General features: G+C 55.7%; 12 protein-coding genes. 7 read left to right on the top strand and 5 right to left on the bottom strand.

The features are described 5' to 3' along the window. Position 1: 1 nt before the first annotated feature. Both ggt and E5C26_RS12660 read right to left on the bottom strand, forming a co-directional pair. Positions 2–1,675 carry a gamma-glutamyltransferase gene (ggt, locus tag E5C26_RS12665; protein WP_135316624.1) on the bottom strand — a complete coding sequence of 558 codons (1,674 nt, stop codon included), beginning with the start codon at positions 1,673–1,675 and terminating at the stop codon, positions 2–4. A 152-nt stretch (positions 1,676–1,827) separates the two neighbouring features. Further along, a complete protein-coding gene (locus E5C26_RS12660; RefSeq protein ID WP_135316623.1) occupies positions 1,828–2,691 on the bottom strand; it encodes a LysR family transcriptional regulator in 864 nt (287 codons plus the stop codon). A 148-nt stretch (positions 2,692–2,839) separates the two neighbouring features. On the opposite strand from E5C26_RS12660, the gene E5C26_RS12655 reads away from it, so the two are divergent. Next, on the top strand, positions 2,840–3,967 hold the full coding sequence (locus E5C26_RS12655) for an agmatine deiminase family protein (RefSeq protein ID WP_135316622.1): 1,128 nt from the start codon (positions 2,840–2,842) through the stop codon (positions 3,965–3,967). Between the two features lie 37 nt (positions 3,968–4,004). On the opposite strand, the gene E5C26_RS12650 is transcribed toward E5C26_RS12655, so the two are convergent. Beyond that, positions 4,005–4,700, bottom strand: coding sequence for a TetR/AcrR family transcriptional regulator (locus E5C26_RS12650; RefSeq protein WP_135316621.1), 696 nt, complete (start codon positions 4,698–4,700; stop codon positions 4,005–4,007). A 43-nt stretch (positions 4,701–4,743) separates the two neighbouring features. Here E5C26_RS12650 and E5C26_RS12645 point away from each other — a divergent pair, with 43 nt between their 5' ends. The 5 genes from E5C26_RS12645 to E5C26_RS12625 all read left to right on the top strand — a co-directional run bounded on the left by E5C26_RS12645 (position 4,744) and on the right by E5C26_RS12625 (position 12,735). After that, complete coding sequence (locus tag E5C26_RS12645; protein ID WP_135316620.1) at positions 4,744–6,258, top strand: MDR family MFS transporter; 1,515 nt, start codon at positions 4,744–4,746, stop codon at positions 6,256–6,258. A gap of 148 nt (positions 6,259–6,406) precedes the next feature. Then, positions 6,407–7,561 (top strand): efflux RND transporter periplasmic adaptor subunit, encoded by a 1,155-nt coding sequence (locus E5C26_RS12640; protein WP_135316619.1) that lies wholly within the window; start codon positions 6,407–6,409, stop codon positions 7,559–7,561. Between the two features lie 2 nt (positions 7,562–7,563). Continuing rightward, a complete protein-coding gene (locus E5C26_RS12635) occupies positions 7,564–10,719 on the top strand; it encodes an efflux RND transporter permease subunit (RefSeq protein WP_135316618.1) in 3,156 nt (1,051 codons plus the stop codon). Between the two features lies 1 nt (position 10,720). Next, complete coding sequence (locus tag E5C26_RS12630) at positions 10,721–12,175, top strand: efflux transporter outer membrane subunit (RefSeq protein WP_135316617.1); 1,455 nt, start codon at positions 10,721–10,723, stop codon at positions 12,173–12,175. A gap of 182 nt (positions 12,176–12,357) precedes the next feature. Continuing rightward, positions 12,358–12,735 (top strand): DUF1493 family protein, encoded by a 378-nt coding sequence (locus E5C26_RS12625; protein WP_135316674.1) that lies wholly within the window; start codon positions 12,358–12,360, stop codon positions 12,733–12,735. Between the two features lie 85 nt (positions 12,736–12,820). Here the strand turns inward: E5C26_RS12625 and E5C26_RS12620 are convergent, their stop codons facing one another. After that, positions 12,821–13,390: a DJ-1/PfpI family protein gene (locus tag E5C26_RS12620; protein ID WP_017892877.1), complete on the bottom strand. Its 570-nt coding sequence runs from the start codon at positions 13,388–13,390 to the stop codon at positions 12,821–12,823. Between the two features lie 213 nt (positions 13,391–13,603). Between E5C26_RS12620 and E5C26_RS12615 the strand changes: the two genes are divergently transcribed. Then, positions 13,604–15,142 carry a long-chain-fatty-acid--CoA ligase gene (locus E5C26_RS12615; protein ID WP_135316616.1) on the top strand — a complete coding sequence of 513 codons (1,539 nt, stop codon included), beginning with the start codon at positions 13,604–13,606 and terminating at the stop codon, positions 15,140–15,142. Positions 15,143–15,198: 56 nt separating this feature from the next. Here the strand turns inward: E5C26_RS12615 and E5C26_RS12610 are convergent, their stop codons facing one another. Continuing rightward, complete coding sequence (locus E5C26_RS12610; protein WP_135316615.1) at positions 15,199–16,473, bottom strand: Glu/Leu/Phe/Val family dehydrogenase; 1,275 nt, start codon at positions 16,471–16,473, stop codon at positions 15,199–15,201. Positions 16,474–16,947 lie beyond the last annotated feature (474 nt).

Below are 16,947 nucleotides of genomic sequence, written 5' to 3'. Positions count from 1 at the left end.
ATTACTTTTTCACCACCAATCCCATCCCGCGGCCACGAGGATCAGACGCCGTCTCTGGCGTATCGCCGTTGACGCGGATCACCTGAATATCCCCCATATACCAGCCCTGATCTTCCAGCTTATAGCCCATGGCTTTCAGTTGTTCCGCCACTTTGCCGGTCAGTGGGGCAAAGCTGTCGAAGAAGATGGTGTCTTTTGGCAGCAGTTGGTGATGAACGCGCTGGGCAGCCACGGCCTTGTCCAATGGCAGTTGATAATCATAGATGTTGTTGATTACCTGGAAAATCGAGGTAAAAATACGCGATCCGCCGGGGGTACCAATCACCAGGCTGACCTTACCGTCACGGGTGATAATGGTCGGACTCATGGACGAAAGCATGCGTTTGCCCGGTTCAATGGCATTGGCATCGCTGCCGACCACGCCAAAAGCGTTGGCCACGCCCGGTTTGGCGCTGAAGTCATCCATCTCGTCATTCAGCAGGAAGCCGGCACCTTTCACCACCACGCCGCTGCCAAAGTCCCAGTTCAGCGTATAGGTGTTGCTGACCGCATTGCCCTGAGCGTCAACAATCGAGAAATGGGTCGTCTGGTGCGGTTCTAAGCCAGGACGCACTTTTTCGGTTGGTGAAATGGCGGTGGGGTTGATCTCCGCAGCGCGTTTTTGCAGGTAGTCCGGCGCGACCAGTTGAGCTACCGGGACCTTGGCGAAGTCCGGGTCGCCGAGATAATCGGCGCGATCGGCAAACACGCGTTTCTCAATTTCCGACAGCAGATGAATATAACGTGCCGAATTGAGTTCTACGCCTTTGAAGTCGGCGGCGCGGTCTTCTTTGATGCCCAGCAACTGAGCCAGCGCAATGCCACCAGAGCTGGGCAGCGGGGCGGTGTAAAGGGTGTTGCCGCGCCAGGAGATTTGCATTGGGTCACGCCATTTCACCCGGTAGTCAGTGAGATCGGCCTGGGTAATCAGGCCGCCATCGTGCTGCATCTGGGCCACCAGTAATTTGGCCGTTTCCCCCTGATAGAAGTCTTCGGCGCCCTTATTGGCGATACGCTCCAGCGTTTTAGCCAGCTCCGGTTGTTTAAACACCGCGCCGGGTTTCATACTGCCAAAATAATCACCAAAGTTGGTTTTTCCGGCAAACAGCTTGTTGGCGTCTTCACGGTACTGATATTGCTGGTCAGCGACCTTAAAACCCTGCTGCGCGTAACCGATGGCCGGGGTCAACAACTCCGCCCAGGGTAATTTACCAAAGCGTTTATGTGCCTCCCATAGTCCCAGCACCGTGCCCGGTACACCGGCGGCCTTGGTTCCCACCAGGCTGAGGTTTTCAATTACCTCGCCTTTATCGTTCAGGTACATGGTTTTGGTGGCCGCTTTGGGGGCGATTTCACGGTAGTCGAGGAAATAGGGCTTGCCGTCGACGTACAGCGTCATAAAGCCGCCGCCGCCAATGTTACCGGCTTCCGGGTAGGTCACCGCCAGGGTAAAAGCGGTGGCGACGGCCGCATCGACCGCGTTACCCCCGGCCTGCAAAATTTGAGCGGCCACTTTGGCACCGTATTGATCCGGTGCCGCTACGGCGCCGGCATTCAGATTTGCGGCCAACACCGAGGGGCTAAGGGTGGCAAGTGCCACGCTGAGTGCTAAGGTTTTCAATAAGCCAGAATGCATAGCGGTTCCTTTTCGAATTGAACGATGGCAGGTGACTTCAATCTCAACAATTACTTAGCGCCATTTTGTGCAGGTTTTCGGGCGCCTGATTGAAGGTAGCACCGCTCAATCCGCCATGCTTTATCCGCAGCATGGATCCGTGAGCTGGAACATTAAACGGTGGACGGTAATTGTGTTAGCAACCACTCACAAAACTGCCGGGTATGCGGGCTATGTTCACTGTCGCGATGAACCAGCCAGGCCCAGTTGGGGCCGCGCACGCTTTGTTCCGTCAGCGGTTGCAACACGCCTTTTGCCTGTGCCTGCTGTGCCAGCAATTGGCTGACCAGCGCGATACCCAGGCCATCGCAGGCGGCGTCCAGTAACAGGCCAGGGTCTGAGAAATTCAGTCCGTGGCTGCTTTGACCCACATTGACGCCGCCCTGAACGGCCCAATGGCTCCAGTCCATCTCGCGTTCACCGTGCAGGGTGGTACGTTGCTCAGCTGCCAGTTTCAGAAGGTCAGGATGGCAAGCCGGATAGAGTCTGTCCTGATGTAATACCTGGAGGCTGCATTCGGCTTGCGCGCTGAGATCGTCACGGATCGCCAGATCGACGGTTTCCGTCGCCATCTCCGGCGGCTCAAAGGTGGTGAACAGCCAAAGGTCGATAGCCGGGTGCTGCCGATGAAAGCTCTTCAGGTTCGGCACCAGCCAGTGGCGGGCAAACGCCGGAGTGGTATTGACGATCAGTTGGTTGGGTTTGCGGTATTGATCCAGACGGCGGATGCCGACCGCCAGTTGTTGCAGCATCACCTGGGCGGTGCTGTAGAGATCGTGTCCGGCGTCGGTCAGGCTGACGCTGCGACCACTGCGGAAAAATAGCGGTTGTTCCAGATAGGCTTCCAGGCTGCGTATTTGCTGGCTGATTGCCGACTGGGTGAGGTGCAGCTCGTCGGCGGCCTGGTGGAAACTGCCCAGGCGGGCAGCGGCTTCAAAACCACGTAACGCGTTCATCGGGGGCCAGTGTTTTAGCATTATCGATAAGCCTATCTAATCAGGTGTCTGCTAAATGTATCCTTTGTTATGGCAGTACTGGAAGCTTTAACATGTATTACATCGACATCACGCCGTCTTTCACTGAACAGAATATCTTATTTCAATGACGGCAATACAGGAGCAAACCATGTCAACGCGTCGTGAATTTATTAAGCAGGCATCCCTGATTGCCGGCATGAGCCTGACGGCATCCATGGGGCTGACATTACCGACCCATGCCGCACCAGCGGTGCGGGGGAAAGGCTGGCGCATGCCTGATGAAGGCGAAGAGCAGCAACGCGCTTTTATCGCCTTCGGGGCGCAGCGGGCCATTTGGGCTGATTATACCGCGGGTGTGCAGGATGCTTTGGGGCGCATCGCGCGTGCTATCGCTCAGTATCAACCGTTAACCGTATTTTGCCGTGAGAGTGAACGTCGGCTGGCGGAAGAGAAATGCGGTAGCCACAATGTGACCTTTATTGTCACCGAGCTGGATGATATTTGGATGCGTGACATTGGCGCCAATTTTGTCGTCAATCAGGCGGGCAAATTGGGGGCGGTGGACTTTAACTTTAACGGCTGGGGCAACAAACAGCAGCACAAATACGATGCGCGTTTGGCGGCGTTTGAAGCCAGTCATTACGGTGTGGCCAACATATGGCGTAGCGGACTGGTGGGGGAAGGCGGCGGCATCGAAGTGGATGGCCACGGCACCGGGATCATGACCGAGAGCAGTTGGGTCAACAAGAACCGTAACCCAGGCTGGAGCCGTGATCGTGTGGAGCAAGAGTTGAAAGAGATGCTCGGGCTGCGCAAAATTATCTGGTTGCCGGGGATTAAAGGGAAAGATATCACCGACGCCCACGTTGATTTTTACGCCCGTTTTGCCAGTCCGGGAGTCGTGGTGGCCAATTTGGACACCGATCCCGACTCTTACGACCATAAAGTGACCCAGGCGCATTTGGCGATCCTCAAACAGGCGACCGATGCCGATGGCCGCAAGTTGCAGGTACACACCATGTCGCCGCCGATGGATCCGCGCCGTAGCCGTTTCAGCAAGGGAAATCCGGATTTTGCCGCGGGTTATATCAATTACTTTGTGATCAACGGCGCGGTCATCGCCCCCGAATTTGGCGACCCGGAAGCGGATGGCGAAGTGTTGCGATTATTAACCGAGCTTTATCCGGATCGTGAAGTCGTGCAGTTGAATATCGACGCCATTGCCGCAGGCGGCGGGGGCATTCACTGTGTGACCAATCAACTGCCGGCGGTCTAAGTCAGGTAACCACGCAGGGCTGGTTCTGGCCCTGCAATCACACTTGTGGCCCCAGGCCGTGGGTCAGCAGCGTAATGGCGTGACGGGCGATAACATCGGCGCTCAGAGGATTACTGTCATCACGGTGCCATTTGGGTGCGGTGGCCAACGGCAGCAGCGTCATGCCAAACAGGGTGATAAACAGCAAAGAGGGTTCCAGTCCGGCATTCAATTTCCCTTCCGCCTGCCAACGGATGATCGATTGCAGCGCACCTTTGCGCTGGGTATCGCCAAAACGCTCGTTCATGCGCTGCTTCAGTACACCGTTATCACTCATCACCTCACGCAGCCACAGCGGGGGAAACCACGGATGCTCGCTGGAAATATCAATAAATCGCTGCGCCAATTGGGTAAATGCGGCCACCGGATCGTCGGCATTGGCGTCAAAAACGCTGCTGGCAGCGAGCCTCACCGGCAGAAAACGCTCGTCGATCAACACATCCAGTAACTGTTCACGGTTATGAAAGTAGTAGTGCAGCATGGCTGGGGTCACGCCGGCCTCACGGGCGATGGCGTTCAGTGAGGTTTCGGCAATGCCCTGACGGGCAAACATATTCAGCGCCGTGTTGAGCAGGTGTTCGCGCTTTTCTACGCCATTAGCGCTGCCGCTGGGGCGACCGGGGCGGCGTGGTTTTTGAACGTTTTGTGCTGTCATCGCGGTGAGATCCATTGACCGGGGAAAAGAATAACCCATATATTAATTACTCGATTAATTAATTACAAGCAGGCTCGGCTAAATGGGTATTGATAACGTAGCAGGCAACGAAGATAGCGGCAGGGCGTCTGAACAGGCGCCCTCAATCCGTTTGCTGTTCTCCGCTCTGCTGCTGGTTATGCTGCTGGCAGCACTCGATCAGACCATTGTGTCTACCGCATTACCAACCATCGTCGGTGAATTCGGCGGTCTGGAGAACCTGTCGTGGGTAGTGACCGCCTATCTGTTGGCATCCACCATCGTGGTGCCGCTGTATGGCAAGTTTGGCGATCTGTTCGGTCGCAAGATCGTGTTGCAGATCGCCATTGTGGTGTTCCTGCTCGGTTCGGTGCTGTGCGGGTTGGCGCAGAATATGACGGAACTTATCCTGATGCGTGCGCTGCAAGGGCTGGGCGGCGGGGGTTTGTTGGTGGTGACCATGGCGGTGGTTGGCGATGTGATCCCACCGGCCGACCGTGGACGCTATCAGGGGCTGTTTGGCGGGGTATTTGGCCTGGCGACGGTAGTCGGCCCGCTGATCGGCGGATTGCTGGTACAGCATTTCTCCTGGCGCTGGATTTTCTATATCAATCTGCCGCTGGGGATTTTCGCGCTGCTGGTGATTGGCGCGGTGTTCCAGTCGAAGGTCAATCGGGTAAAACATGAGATTGATTTTCTCGGGGCCAGTTATCTGGCGGCGGCACTGACCTGCATCATCCTGTTCACCAGCCAGGGCGGTACGGTGATGGCCTGGTCGGATGGCCAACTGTGGTGCATTCTGGCCTTTGGCCTGGTGTCGATAGGCGGGTTTATCTACGAAGAACGACTGGCGAGTGAGCCTATCATTCCGCTCGGTCTGTTCCGTAACCGCACCTTTGTCTTGTGCGCCCTGATCGGTTTTATCGTCGGGATGTCGCTGTTTGGATCGGTGACCTTCCTGCCGCTGTATCTGCAGGTAGTGAAGGATTCCACGCCTACCCAGGCCGGGATGCAGCTGCTGCCGCTGATGGGCGGGATTATGCTCAGCTCGATTATCAGCGGTCGGCTGATCAGCAAGCGCGGCAAATACCGCATTTTCCCGATTATCGGCACCCTGTGCGCCCTGGCAGGTATGGTGTTGCTGGGGACGTTGAAAAACTCGACCCCGGTGCATTTGCTGTACCTCTACATCAGCCTGCTGGGGTTGGGGCTGGGTATGGTGATGCAGGTGATGATCCTGGCGGCGCAAAACAGCGTAGAGCCAAAGCATATGGGGGTCGCGACCTCCAGTGCCACGCTGTTCCGCTCTATTGGCGGCTCTATCGGTGTGGCGGTGTTTGGCGCGATTTTTACCAATGTGCTGCACAGCCGCCTGGCTAGCTTACTGCCCGAGGGCGCAGAACTGCCGCGTTCACTGGGGGCTGATGCCGTGCACCATTTGCCGATGCAATTGCAAAACGACTACTTGCAGGCTTTCGGAGGTGCGATCCACTCGGTTTACCAGATTGCGGCGGGGGTGATGGCGCTGGCCTTTGCCTTGACCTGGCTGTTGAAAGACGTGCCTCTGCGCAAGAAATAAACCCTGAGCCGGTGCGTGAAATGCGTGCGCACCGGCTTTCCACATGCTCTGCGATGCACTTTTACTGAATCCTTACGTAACCCTGTCAGACTAAAAACGTCACTTTCTATATATTGAGAATAAACGTTCTCAATAGGATAGAAAGTCGATGCAAAGGAACAAGGTTTTACTGGTCAGTCTGTTGTTGCTGCTGGCTGGCTGTGATGGCCAGACCGGCAAAGCCCCCAGCGGGGCTGGCAACATACAGGAGGTTGGTGTGGCAACATTGCACAGCCAGCCGGTCACGCTGAGCAGTGACCTGACGGGTCGGGTCAATGCCACCATGACCTCGGATGTCCGTCCGCAGGTAGAAGGCATTATCAAAGCACGCCTGTTTACCGAAGGTGCGGAGGTCAAAGCCGGGCAGGTGCTGTATCAAATCGATCCCGCGACCTACCAGGCCAGTTACGATCAGGCCGCTGCCCAGTTGAAAAGTGCCCAGGCCACGGTGAAGTCCAGCCGCCTTAAGGCGCAGCGCTACGCCGCTCTGGTGAAGGAAAATGGCGTCTCCAAACAGGATGCAGATGATGCGATGGCAACCTATCTGGAGGCCGTTGCCGCCGTCGCGCAGTATCAGGCAGCGCTGGAGACCAGCAAAATCAATCTTGCCTATACCCAGGTACGCGCGCCGATTTCTGGCCGTATTGGTATTTCTTCGGTCACGCCGGGGGCGCTGGTCACCGCCAGCCAAACCGATGCACTGGCAACCATTCGCGCACTCGATCCTGTCTATGTCGATCTCACTCAGTCCAGCAGTCAACTGCTCAAATTGCGCAGGCAGCAGGCTTCATTGCAGCGTGACAATGTCACGCCTGTCGCGATCAAACTCGAAGATGGCACGCCCTACAGTCACCCCGGCAAGCTGGAACTGACGGAAGTGTCGGTGGATGAATCTACCGGTTCTGTCACCCTGCGTGCCGTGTTCCCTAACCCTGAGCACGAATTACTGCCAGGCATGTATGTTCATGCCACCCTGGACAACGGGGTCGATCCCAAAGGCATTCTGGCACCGCAACAGGGCATTACCCGCAATGCCAAGGGCGAGGCGACTGCGCTGGTAGTAAACGCGCAAAACAAAGTGGAACAACGCACCCTCACCACCGGACAGGTTATCGGTAGTAGTTGGCTGGTCAGCAAAGGGCTGAATGCCGGCGACCGACTGATCGTCGAAGGCACCAGCAAGGTGGCCGTTGGCGTTGAGGTCAAGGCAGTTGAAGTCCAACAGCAGGCAAATACGGCTGCGACTAACGGCGGGGACCAATAACCATGGCGCAGTTCTTTATTCGCCGTCCGGTATTTGCCTGGGTGATTGCGATCATCATCATGCTGTGTGGCCTGATGTCGATCAACTCGCTGCCCATCTCGCAGTATCCGGACGTCTCCCCACCACAGATCTCCATTTCCGCCACCTATCCGGGGGCCGATGCGGAAACCCTGGAAAACAGCGTTACTCAGGTGATTGAGCAGCAACTGACCGGCCTGGACGGGCTGCTTTATTTTTCAGCGACCAGCAGCTCCGACGGTTCGGTGAGCATTAATGTGACCTTTGATCAGGGCACTGACCCGGATATTGCTCAGGTGCAGGTGCAGAACAAGGTGCAGCAGGCGGAAAGTCGTTTGCCGACCGAGGTGACCGCGCAAGGGGTAACGGTCAAGAAATCCCAGAGCAGCTTCTTGCTGATCGTCGGGCTGTATGATGAAACCGACAAGGCCAGCATGGCGGACATTTCCGACTATCTGGTGAGCAACATTCAGGATCCGCTGTCGCGCATTGACGGCGTCGGCGACGTGCAGGTATTCGGGTCAGAATACGCGATGCGTATCTGGCTGAACCCGACCAAACTGGCGTCCTATTCGCTGATGCCGTCCGATGTGGAAACGGCGATTGAGGCGCAAAACACCCAGGTTTCTGCCGGTAAAGTCGGCGATTTGCCTTCCGGTGTCGATCAGCAACTGACCGCCACGGTGAAGGCGCAGTCGCGGCTGCAAACACCGGAGCAGTTCCGCAACATTATCCTGAAAAGCGACAGCAGCGGGGCGTTGGTTCGCCTGGGTGATGTGGCGCGGGTTGAGCTGGGCAACGAGGATTATTCCTCCAGCGCCCGCTTGAATGGCCACCCGGCCTCAGGGATTGCCGTCAAGCTGGCCGCCGGGGCCAATGCGCTCAATACCGCCAAACTGGTCAAGGCCAAGGTGGCGGAATACCAAACTTCGATGCCGAACGGCTACAAGGTGGCCTACCCAAAAGACAGCACCGACTTTATTAATATCTCGATCGAAGAAGTGGTGAAAACGCTGATCGAGGCGGTGGTGTTGGTGGTGATCGTGATGTTTGTCTTCCTGCAGAATTTGCGTACCACGCTGATCCCGACCATTACCGTGCCGGTGGTGCTGTTGGGCACCTTCGGCGTGCTGGCCGCCTTCGGCTATTCAATCAACACCCTGACGCTGTTTGGCATGGTGCTGGCAATCGGGCTATTGGTGGATGACGCCATCGTGGTGGTGGAGAACGTCGAGCGCGTAATGCGGGAAGAGAAACTGCCGCCGCGTGAGGCAACCGAAAAATCGATGAAGGAAATCACCGGCGCACTGGTCGGTATTGCCATGGTGCTGTCGGCGGTCTTCCTGCCGATGGCGTTTTTCGGCGGTTCCACCGGGGTGATCTACCGCCAGTTCTCGGTCACTATCGTGGCTTCTATGGTGCTGTCGGTGATCCTGGCGTTAACGCTGGCCCCGGCACTGTGCGCCACCTTGCTGAAACCTGCGCACGATGATCTGACCAACAAAGGGCTGCTGGGCAAATTTAACCGCGGCTATAACCGCCTGCAGGAGAAATATGCCGATAAGGTCGGCAGGGTGATCCACAGCCCAATGCGCTATCTGTTGCTGTACGGCTTGTTATTGATTGCCGCCGCTGTGATGTATATGCGGTTGCCGACCGGCTTTCTGCCCAATGAAGATCAGGGGGTGGTGATGGTGCAGTACACGCTGCCGGCCGGTGCCACCAATGCCCGTACCTCGGTGGTCAGCGATGAAGTAAAAGATTATTTCCTCAACAATGAGAAGGCCAACGTCAGCACCATTTTCACCATTAACGGTTTTGGTTTCAGCGGCAGTGGGCAAAACGCCGGTATGGCCTTTGTCAGCCTGAAAGACTGGAGTTTACGCTCCGGCAGTGCCAATACCGCCGATGCCATTGCCAAGCGTGCGATGGCGCACTTCGCCAGGATCCGTGACGCACAGGTGTTCTCGATGAGCCCGCCGGCGATTGACGGTTTTGGTCAGTCTGACGGGTTCACCTTTGAACTGCAGGCCAAAGGCGCAACGACCCGCGCAGAGCTGCAGGTGATGCGCGACCAGATAGTGGCAGCCGCGGGGAAAAACCCGAGTCTGAGCGCGGTACGCGCCAACACCCTGCCGGATACCCCGCAGCTGCAGGTGGAGATCGACAATGACAAACTGCAGGCGTTGGGGCTGAGCAATAGCGACGTCAGCAGCACGCTCACCAGCGCCTTCGGCAGCACCTATGTCAACGACTTTATCGACCGCAACCGGGTGAAAAAAGTCTATATGCAGGGGGATGTCGAGTACCGCTCAAAGCCGGAAGACCTCGATAAATGGTTTGTACGTGGCACTTCCAGCAGCGGTACCACCAGCATGACGCCGTTCTCGGCCTTTGCCGCGTCACACTGGATCTACGGGCCGGAAAACCTGTCGCGCTATAACGGCCTGTCGTCGTTTGAGATCACCGGCCAGGGCGCGCCTGGCACCAGTTCCGGCAGCGCAATGGATGAGATGGCAAAGCTGGCTGCGAAGTTCTCTTCTGCCAGCAGTTTTTCCTGGAGCGGTCTGTCTTATCAGGAGCGGTTGACCAGCGGACAGGCTGGATCCTTGTATGCCATTTCACTGGTGGTGGTGTTCCTGTGCCTCGCGGCCCTGTACGAAAGCTGGTCAATTCCGTTTGCCGTGATGATGGTAGTGCCGATGGGCGTGGTTGGCTCGTTGTTGGCGATCACGCTGCGTGGCCTGGAAAACGATATTTACTTCCAGGTGGCACTGTTGACCATCATTGGTTTGTCGGCCAAAAACGCCATTTTGATCGTCGAATTCGCCGAAGAGAAATACCAGCGGGGTGAAACCTTGATCGCTGCGGCGGTTGAGGCATCCCGCATGCGTTTGCGCCCGATTCTGATGACCTCTCTGGCGTTTACCGCAGGCGTGCTACCACTGGCCGTGTCCAGCGGTGCCGGCGCCAACAGCCGCATCGCCATCGGTACCGGGATCATTGGCGGCACCATCACGGCGACGTTACTGGCGATCTTCTTTGTTCCGTTGTTCTACGTTTTGGTGCGCCGGATGTTTTCACGCAAAACCATCGTCGCCAAACCGCTGGAAAGCACTGCGCCACAGGCAGGAGAGTAATGTGTTGCAACGTTTAATCATTCTGACATTCCCGCTGTTACTGGCGGGATGTATCTCGCTGGATCCGAACTATCAGCGCCCGCAGGCACCGGTACCCAGCACCCTGCCACAGGGGGCGGCTTATACTGCGCCTTCCGGTAAATTATCACTGAGCTATCCGGACATTGCGTGGCGTGACTATGTGGTCGACGCCAAACTGCGGCAGGTAGTAGAGATGGGGCTGAGCAGCAGCCGCGACTTGCGCGAAGCTATTGCCAATATTGAATCGGCGCGGGCGCTCTACGGCGAGCAACGCTCCGATTTGTTCCCGACCATTAACGCCGGTGTGGACGGCAGCCGTGGGCGGGCACTGACCGGTAACGGTAACGCCACCGCGATCAGCCAGAGCTATGAAGCCACGGCCGGCACCAGTGCATTTGAGTTGGATTTGTTCGGCAAGAACCGTAGTTTGTCACGCTCGACCTTTGAAACCTATCTGGCGGAGTCGGAGGCGGCCAAAAGCACCCGCCTGACGTTGATCGCCGATATCGTCACCGACTGGGTTAACGTAGCGGCTGAGCGCAGTAACCTTGCGGCCGCCAAAGGCACCATGGAAAGCGCCAAATTGTCGCTGGCGGTGACGCGCAAAAACCAACAAAACGGCATTCTGTCGATGGTTGATGTCGCTACTGCAGACACGGTGTATCAGCAGGCTCGCTCGGACGTGGCCAGCTACACCACCAGCGCCGCACAGGCGAAAAATGCTCTGGATCTGGTGGTGGGGCAAAGTGTACCTGAGAGCCTGTTGCCCACGGATATCGCAGCATTGTCCGGCATAATGAAAGATATCCCGGCGAATCTGTCATCCCAGGTATTGCTGAACCGCCCGGACGTGCTGGAGGCCGAGCATAACCTGAAGGCGGCCAACGCCAATATCGGTTCTGCCCGCGCGGCATTTTTCCCGTCTATCAGCCTGACGGCCAGCGGTGGCATAGGCAGCGGGGAATTGTCATCACTGTTCAGCAAGGGGGCGGGTGTCTGGTCATTTGCACCGAGTATCAGCCTGCCGATCTTCACCGGCGGCTATAACACCGCCCAGTTGAATTACACCAAGGCGCAGAAAGATCTGTACGTTGCCACCTACGAGAAAGCGGTACAGACGGCATTTCAGGAGACCGCCGATGCCCTGGCGCGTAAAGGCACTATTCAGGAACAGTTAGCGGCGCAAACCGGCTATGTGGCGGCTTCACAGGAATATTACCGCCTGGCAGAGCTGCGTTATCGCCACGGGGTGGATACCTATCTGACGATGCTCGACGCGCAGCGTACCTTATATAGCGCCCGTCAGTCGTTGATTACCACCCAGCAAACCGAATACCAAAACCTGATCACGCTGTATAAGGTGCTGGGCGGTGGTATTAGCGCAGAGAAGCAGGGCGATGGGGTTATTGCCAATAATGGCACCCTGATCCAATAAGATTTACTGCAAGCAACAAGGCTAATACGCAGGATGGTGACAACATTCTGCGTATTTTTATATTCACTCTGTGGTGAAAGTGTAAAGAAAAGGAAAATAACTTTCCCATGCAGAACTCGCCACATGAAGCAAGGTCTGAATATTATTGCATCATTCTCGCGGCCAAACAGTTTGAGGTTGAAATGGAAAGTGATATTCAGCAGCAGGTCATTTCAGTGGTCGACCGCTATAATGCACCGGGCCTCCTCAAAAGGGGCATAGACGTAACTCTCAATACCGAAATAAACAAAGAGCTAAACCTGTCTTTGCCGATGTCGGAGACGCTGATGCATGGCTACTTCGTTGCCTTCCAAATAGACAGCTGTAATTACAATCATGAGCTGTATTTTCGCCAGGAGCCTAAATCGGCGTTATTGTTTTCCTCCGCCAATCGGCGAAATAAGCATTGGGATCTTGAGATGGAAAGGATCCGACCCTTGTATGTTTATATGCTGGTGCGATCTGCCCGCGCAAAACGTTGGCTCTATGATATTCACTTTCTGATTGAACAATTAAAGTAAAACTGGGTGGTTGGCGGAATAATTAACCGCCGAACAGTCAACATAAAATATTGGCCCGCAGTTGATTACGGGCCTTTTTATTGCGTTACTCCGCCAGCAGTTCGGCAAATTTCGCCAGCCATTGCGGATGTGCCGGCCAGGCCGGGGCGGTCACCAGGTTGCCATCAACATGGGCCTGATCGATGCCAATGTCGGCAAAGTGTCCGCCAGCCAGTTGAACCTCGGGCGCACAAGCCGGGTAGGCGCTACAGGTTCTGCCTTTCAACACGCCAGCGGCGGCCAGCAGTTGCGGCCCATGGCAAACGGCAGCAATTGGCTTGCGTGCGGCGTCAAAGGCTTGCACCAGCTTGATGACCTGCGGGTTCAGTCGCAGATACTCTGGCGCTCGGCCTCCGGGGATCAACAAGGCGTCGTAGTCAGCTTCTTTGGCTGCCGAAAAATCGGCGTTCAGGGTGAAACGATGACCCGGTTTCTCACTGTAGGTTTGTGCGCCGTCAAAGTCATGGATCGCCGTCATGATGTAGTCGCCTATGGCCTTATCGGGGCATACGGCATCCACCTGGTGGCCAATCATTTGCAATGCCTGAAACGGCACCATGGTTTCATAGTCTTCGGCGTAATCGCCAACCAGCATCAGGATCTTTTTCTTGCTCATCAGAGGCTCTCCGGGAGGGAAACGATCCCTAACATATAGCCCATCGGGACGTGGAGCGCGAACCTTTACACTGGTGTGACCTCTTCTATACTCATTTTTGCCGTGGTCATTTTCGCCGCAGGCTGTTCAGGGAGAGCAACCTCAGCGAGGTAGCGCAGTATCTCATCCATTGATTCACCGGAGGCTTCCGGTTTCTGCTAACGAGATAATCACATGCTAAATTTGGCTACATTACTTGAAGAGAGTGCGCGCTCATTTCCCGACCGTTTGGCGCTGGTGCAGGAAGATATCCAGTTTAGCTATGCCACGTTGAATCAACGTGCCAATCAGGTCGCTAATTTGCTGATTGCCCGGGGCGTGCAGCCCGGAGAAAGGGTGGCGCTGGCTTGTCCGAACAGTTGGGAGTTCCCGGCTATCTATTATGGCATTCTCAAAGCCGGTGCCGTGGTGGTGCCGTTGAACACCTTGTTAAAAGCGGGGGAATTTGAGTATTACCTGCAAGATTCTCAGTCGGTGCTGTTCTTCTGTTTTGAGGGCGGTAATGGATTAACTCTGGGAGAAGAGGCGCGACGTGCGTTCGAGACCACAGAACATTGCCGTGATTTTATTATTATCGGCGACAGCCTGCCGCTGTCGGGTGATCGTTTCCGCCAGGCTATCAGTGCTCAATCCAGTGATTTTGATACGGCGGTCACGCTGGAATCCGATACCGCCGTCATCCTTTACACCAGTGGCACCACCGGCCGCGCTAAAGGGGCGGAATTGACCCATGCCAATCTGGTGTTGAATGCGTTGGGTTCGGTGCAGTTGTTCAACAGCTCGGTGGAACACCCCGATCGTCATTTGGTGACGCTGCCGCTATTTCATACTTTTGGTTCCACCGTACAGATGAATGCCGGTTTTGCTTTGGCGGCGACGCTGGTGCTGGTACCGCGTTTTGATGCCAAACAGGCCATTGCGCTGATGCAAAAGCATGCCATCACCTTTTTTGCCGGTGTTCCCACCATGTACTGGGCATTGCTGAATGCGCTGGACGAGACGGCGGATCTTGCCCTGTTACGTAAAAATCTGCGCATGGCGGTTTCCGGCGGTGCCAGTTTACCCGTACAAATCATCGAGGACTTTGCCCGGCGCTTCGGCGTCAATATTCTGGAGGGCTATGGTTTATCGGAAACCAGCCCGGTTGCCACCTTTAACCATCCGGGCCGGGTCAATAAAGTCGGCTCCATCGGCCAGCCTATCTGGGGCGTAGAAGTTCGCCTGGTTGATGTCACCGGTAAAACGGTAGCAGGCATCGATCAGGTTGGCGAGATTGCAGTGCGTGGCCATAACGTGATGAAGGGCTACCTTAACCGCCCTGAAGCCACGGCCGAGGTGCTGGAAAAGGGCTGGTTCAGAACCGGTGATCTGGCACGCCGTGATGCCGATGGCTTCTATTTTATCGTCGACCGGTCGAAAGATGTGATAATCCGTGGCGGATTTAACGTCTACCCGCGTGAAGTTGAAGAACTGATGATCCGCCATCCGGCGGTGTCATTGGTGGCGGTGATTGGTGTTCCGCATCCGTCACTCGGCGAAGAGATCAAAGCGGTGGTGGTGTTGAAGGATGTGGACGAGCCGGTGAGTGAAGAACAACTGATCGCCTGGACCAAAGAGCGGCTGGCGGCGTTCAAGTATCCGCGAATCGTTGAGTTTGTCGAACGGTTACCGATGACCAGTACCGGCAAGGTGATGAAGCGATTGCTGCGTTGAAGGGAAGCACTTTGAGATAATCCCGGCCTGCAGCGCAAGCCGGGAGAGATAACGCATTAACCTGGGTAAATGCCACGCTCTTTACGTGCGGTCAGAATACGTTCACAGGCGACGATATAGGCCGCTGTGCGCAGGCTGCATTTTTTCTCTTCTGACTTGTTCCAAACGTGGATCATGGCGTCGGTCATGATCTTGTCCATACGCTCGTTGATTTCGCTCTCGCTCCAGAAGTAGCTGGCCATGTCCTGCACCCATTCGAAGTAACTGACTGTTACGCCGCCGGCGTTACAGATAACGTCAGGTACCACGGTGATGTTGCGTGAACGCAGCACGTCGTCCGCATCCGGGTAGGTTGGGCCGTTAGCGCCTTCCAGAACCAGTTTGGCGCTGAGGATTTCTGCACGTTGACGGGTAATCTGACCTTCCAGCGCGGCCGGGATCAGGATGTCCATGTCAACCGACCAGAAAGCTTCGCTTTCGATTTCGCTGGCACCAGGGAAGCCGGCGATTTGCTTGTTCTTGGCCTGCCATTCGGTCAGCGCAGCCAGATCGATGCCGTTGGCGTTGAACAGGGTAGCGGAGTGGTCCTGAATCACTACCACACGCGCACCGATACCAACAAACAGGCGGGCCGCTTCGCTGCCCACGTTACCAAAGCCCTGAACCGCAACCTTGGCACCTTCGATTTGCACGCCCAGACGTTTCGCCACTTCACAGCCAGTAACGAACACGCCGCGACCGGTGGCTTTCTCACGACCCAGGGAACCGCCCAGGTGGATGGGCTTGCCGGTAACCACGCCGGTGATGGTAGTGCCCTGGTTCATGGAGTAGGTATCCATCATCCAGGCCATCACTTTGGCGTTGGTGCCGACGTCCGGTGCCGGGATATCTTTCTGTGGCCCGATGATAAAACCGATTTCGCTGGTGTAGCGGCGGGTCAATCTTTCCAGCTCGCCTTCAGACAGTTTGAAAGGATCGACGCGGATCCCCCCTTTGGCGCCACCGTAAGGCAGGTTGACTGCCGCACATTTGATGGTCATCCAGGCTGACAGCGCCATGACTTCATCGAGATCAACGTCTGGGTGATAACGGATACCGCCTTTACCCGGGCCGCGCGACAGGTTGTGCTGAACGCGGAAACCTTCGAAATGGCGGATTGAACCGTCGTCCATCTGCAGTGGGATATCAACGATCAGCGCACGCTTCGGGTGACGCAGGGTATCAACCCAACGCGACAGATCACCCAGGTAAGGCGCAACGCGGTCGATTTGTTGCAGATAGGTGGCCCAGGCCGTTGTGCTGCTTTCTGAAGCGTAGGATAGCTTTTCCATAACCAACCTTTTTTATATAGAGGTGTTTATTTTGTTTAACCGTGGATTACTAAGTGCATAACACTTTTGCGACGCCAAATTTACCATTAAAAACGCGGCTTGTTAGCCCCCCCATAGCGGGCTGCGGGCCGGTTTCCAGCGGGGTTTTCGACGCAAAAATGAATAGTTAATTACTTTTTCAGGAGGGGCTTGCTGACTACGCATACTTTATGCATAAAAAATGCATAAAATCCGTTTTTATCTATTTTTCAGAACCTTGAATGTGATCAAAAAGTTTCATTTTATTTAAGTGTCGTGTTGACAATGCCGTTTCCTGACGCCAGAGTTAAATTCATGTTAAATCTTGGTTGGTCGCGTTTTTTCCTTGAATGGGAATAATCACAACCCACTGATATCAAGGTCTTTATCCTCCATGCTCATGCTTCGCATGCTAAATGTGGGCTAGCGCTCAGTTCGAACAGTCGTTTTCTGAGA

Source organism: Serratia proteamaculans (genome assembly GCF_004684015.1).
Taxonomy (GTDB): domain Bacteria; phylum Pseudomonadota; class Gammaproteobacteria; order Enterobacterales; family Enterobacteriaceae; genus Serratia; species Serratia proteamaculans_F.
Note: the sequence above shows the minus strand (reverse complement) of the source record. Positions and strands in the feature narration are given on the sequence as shown.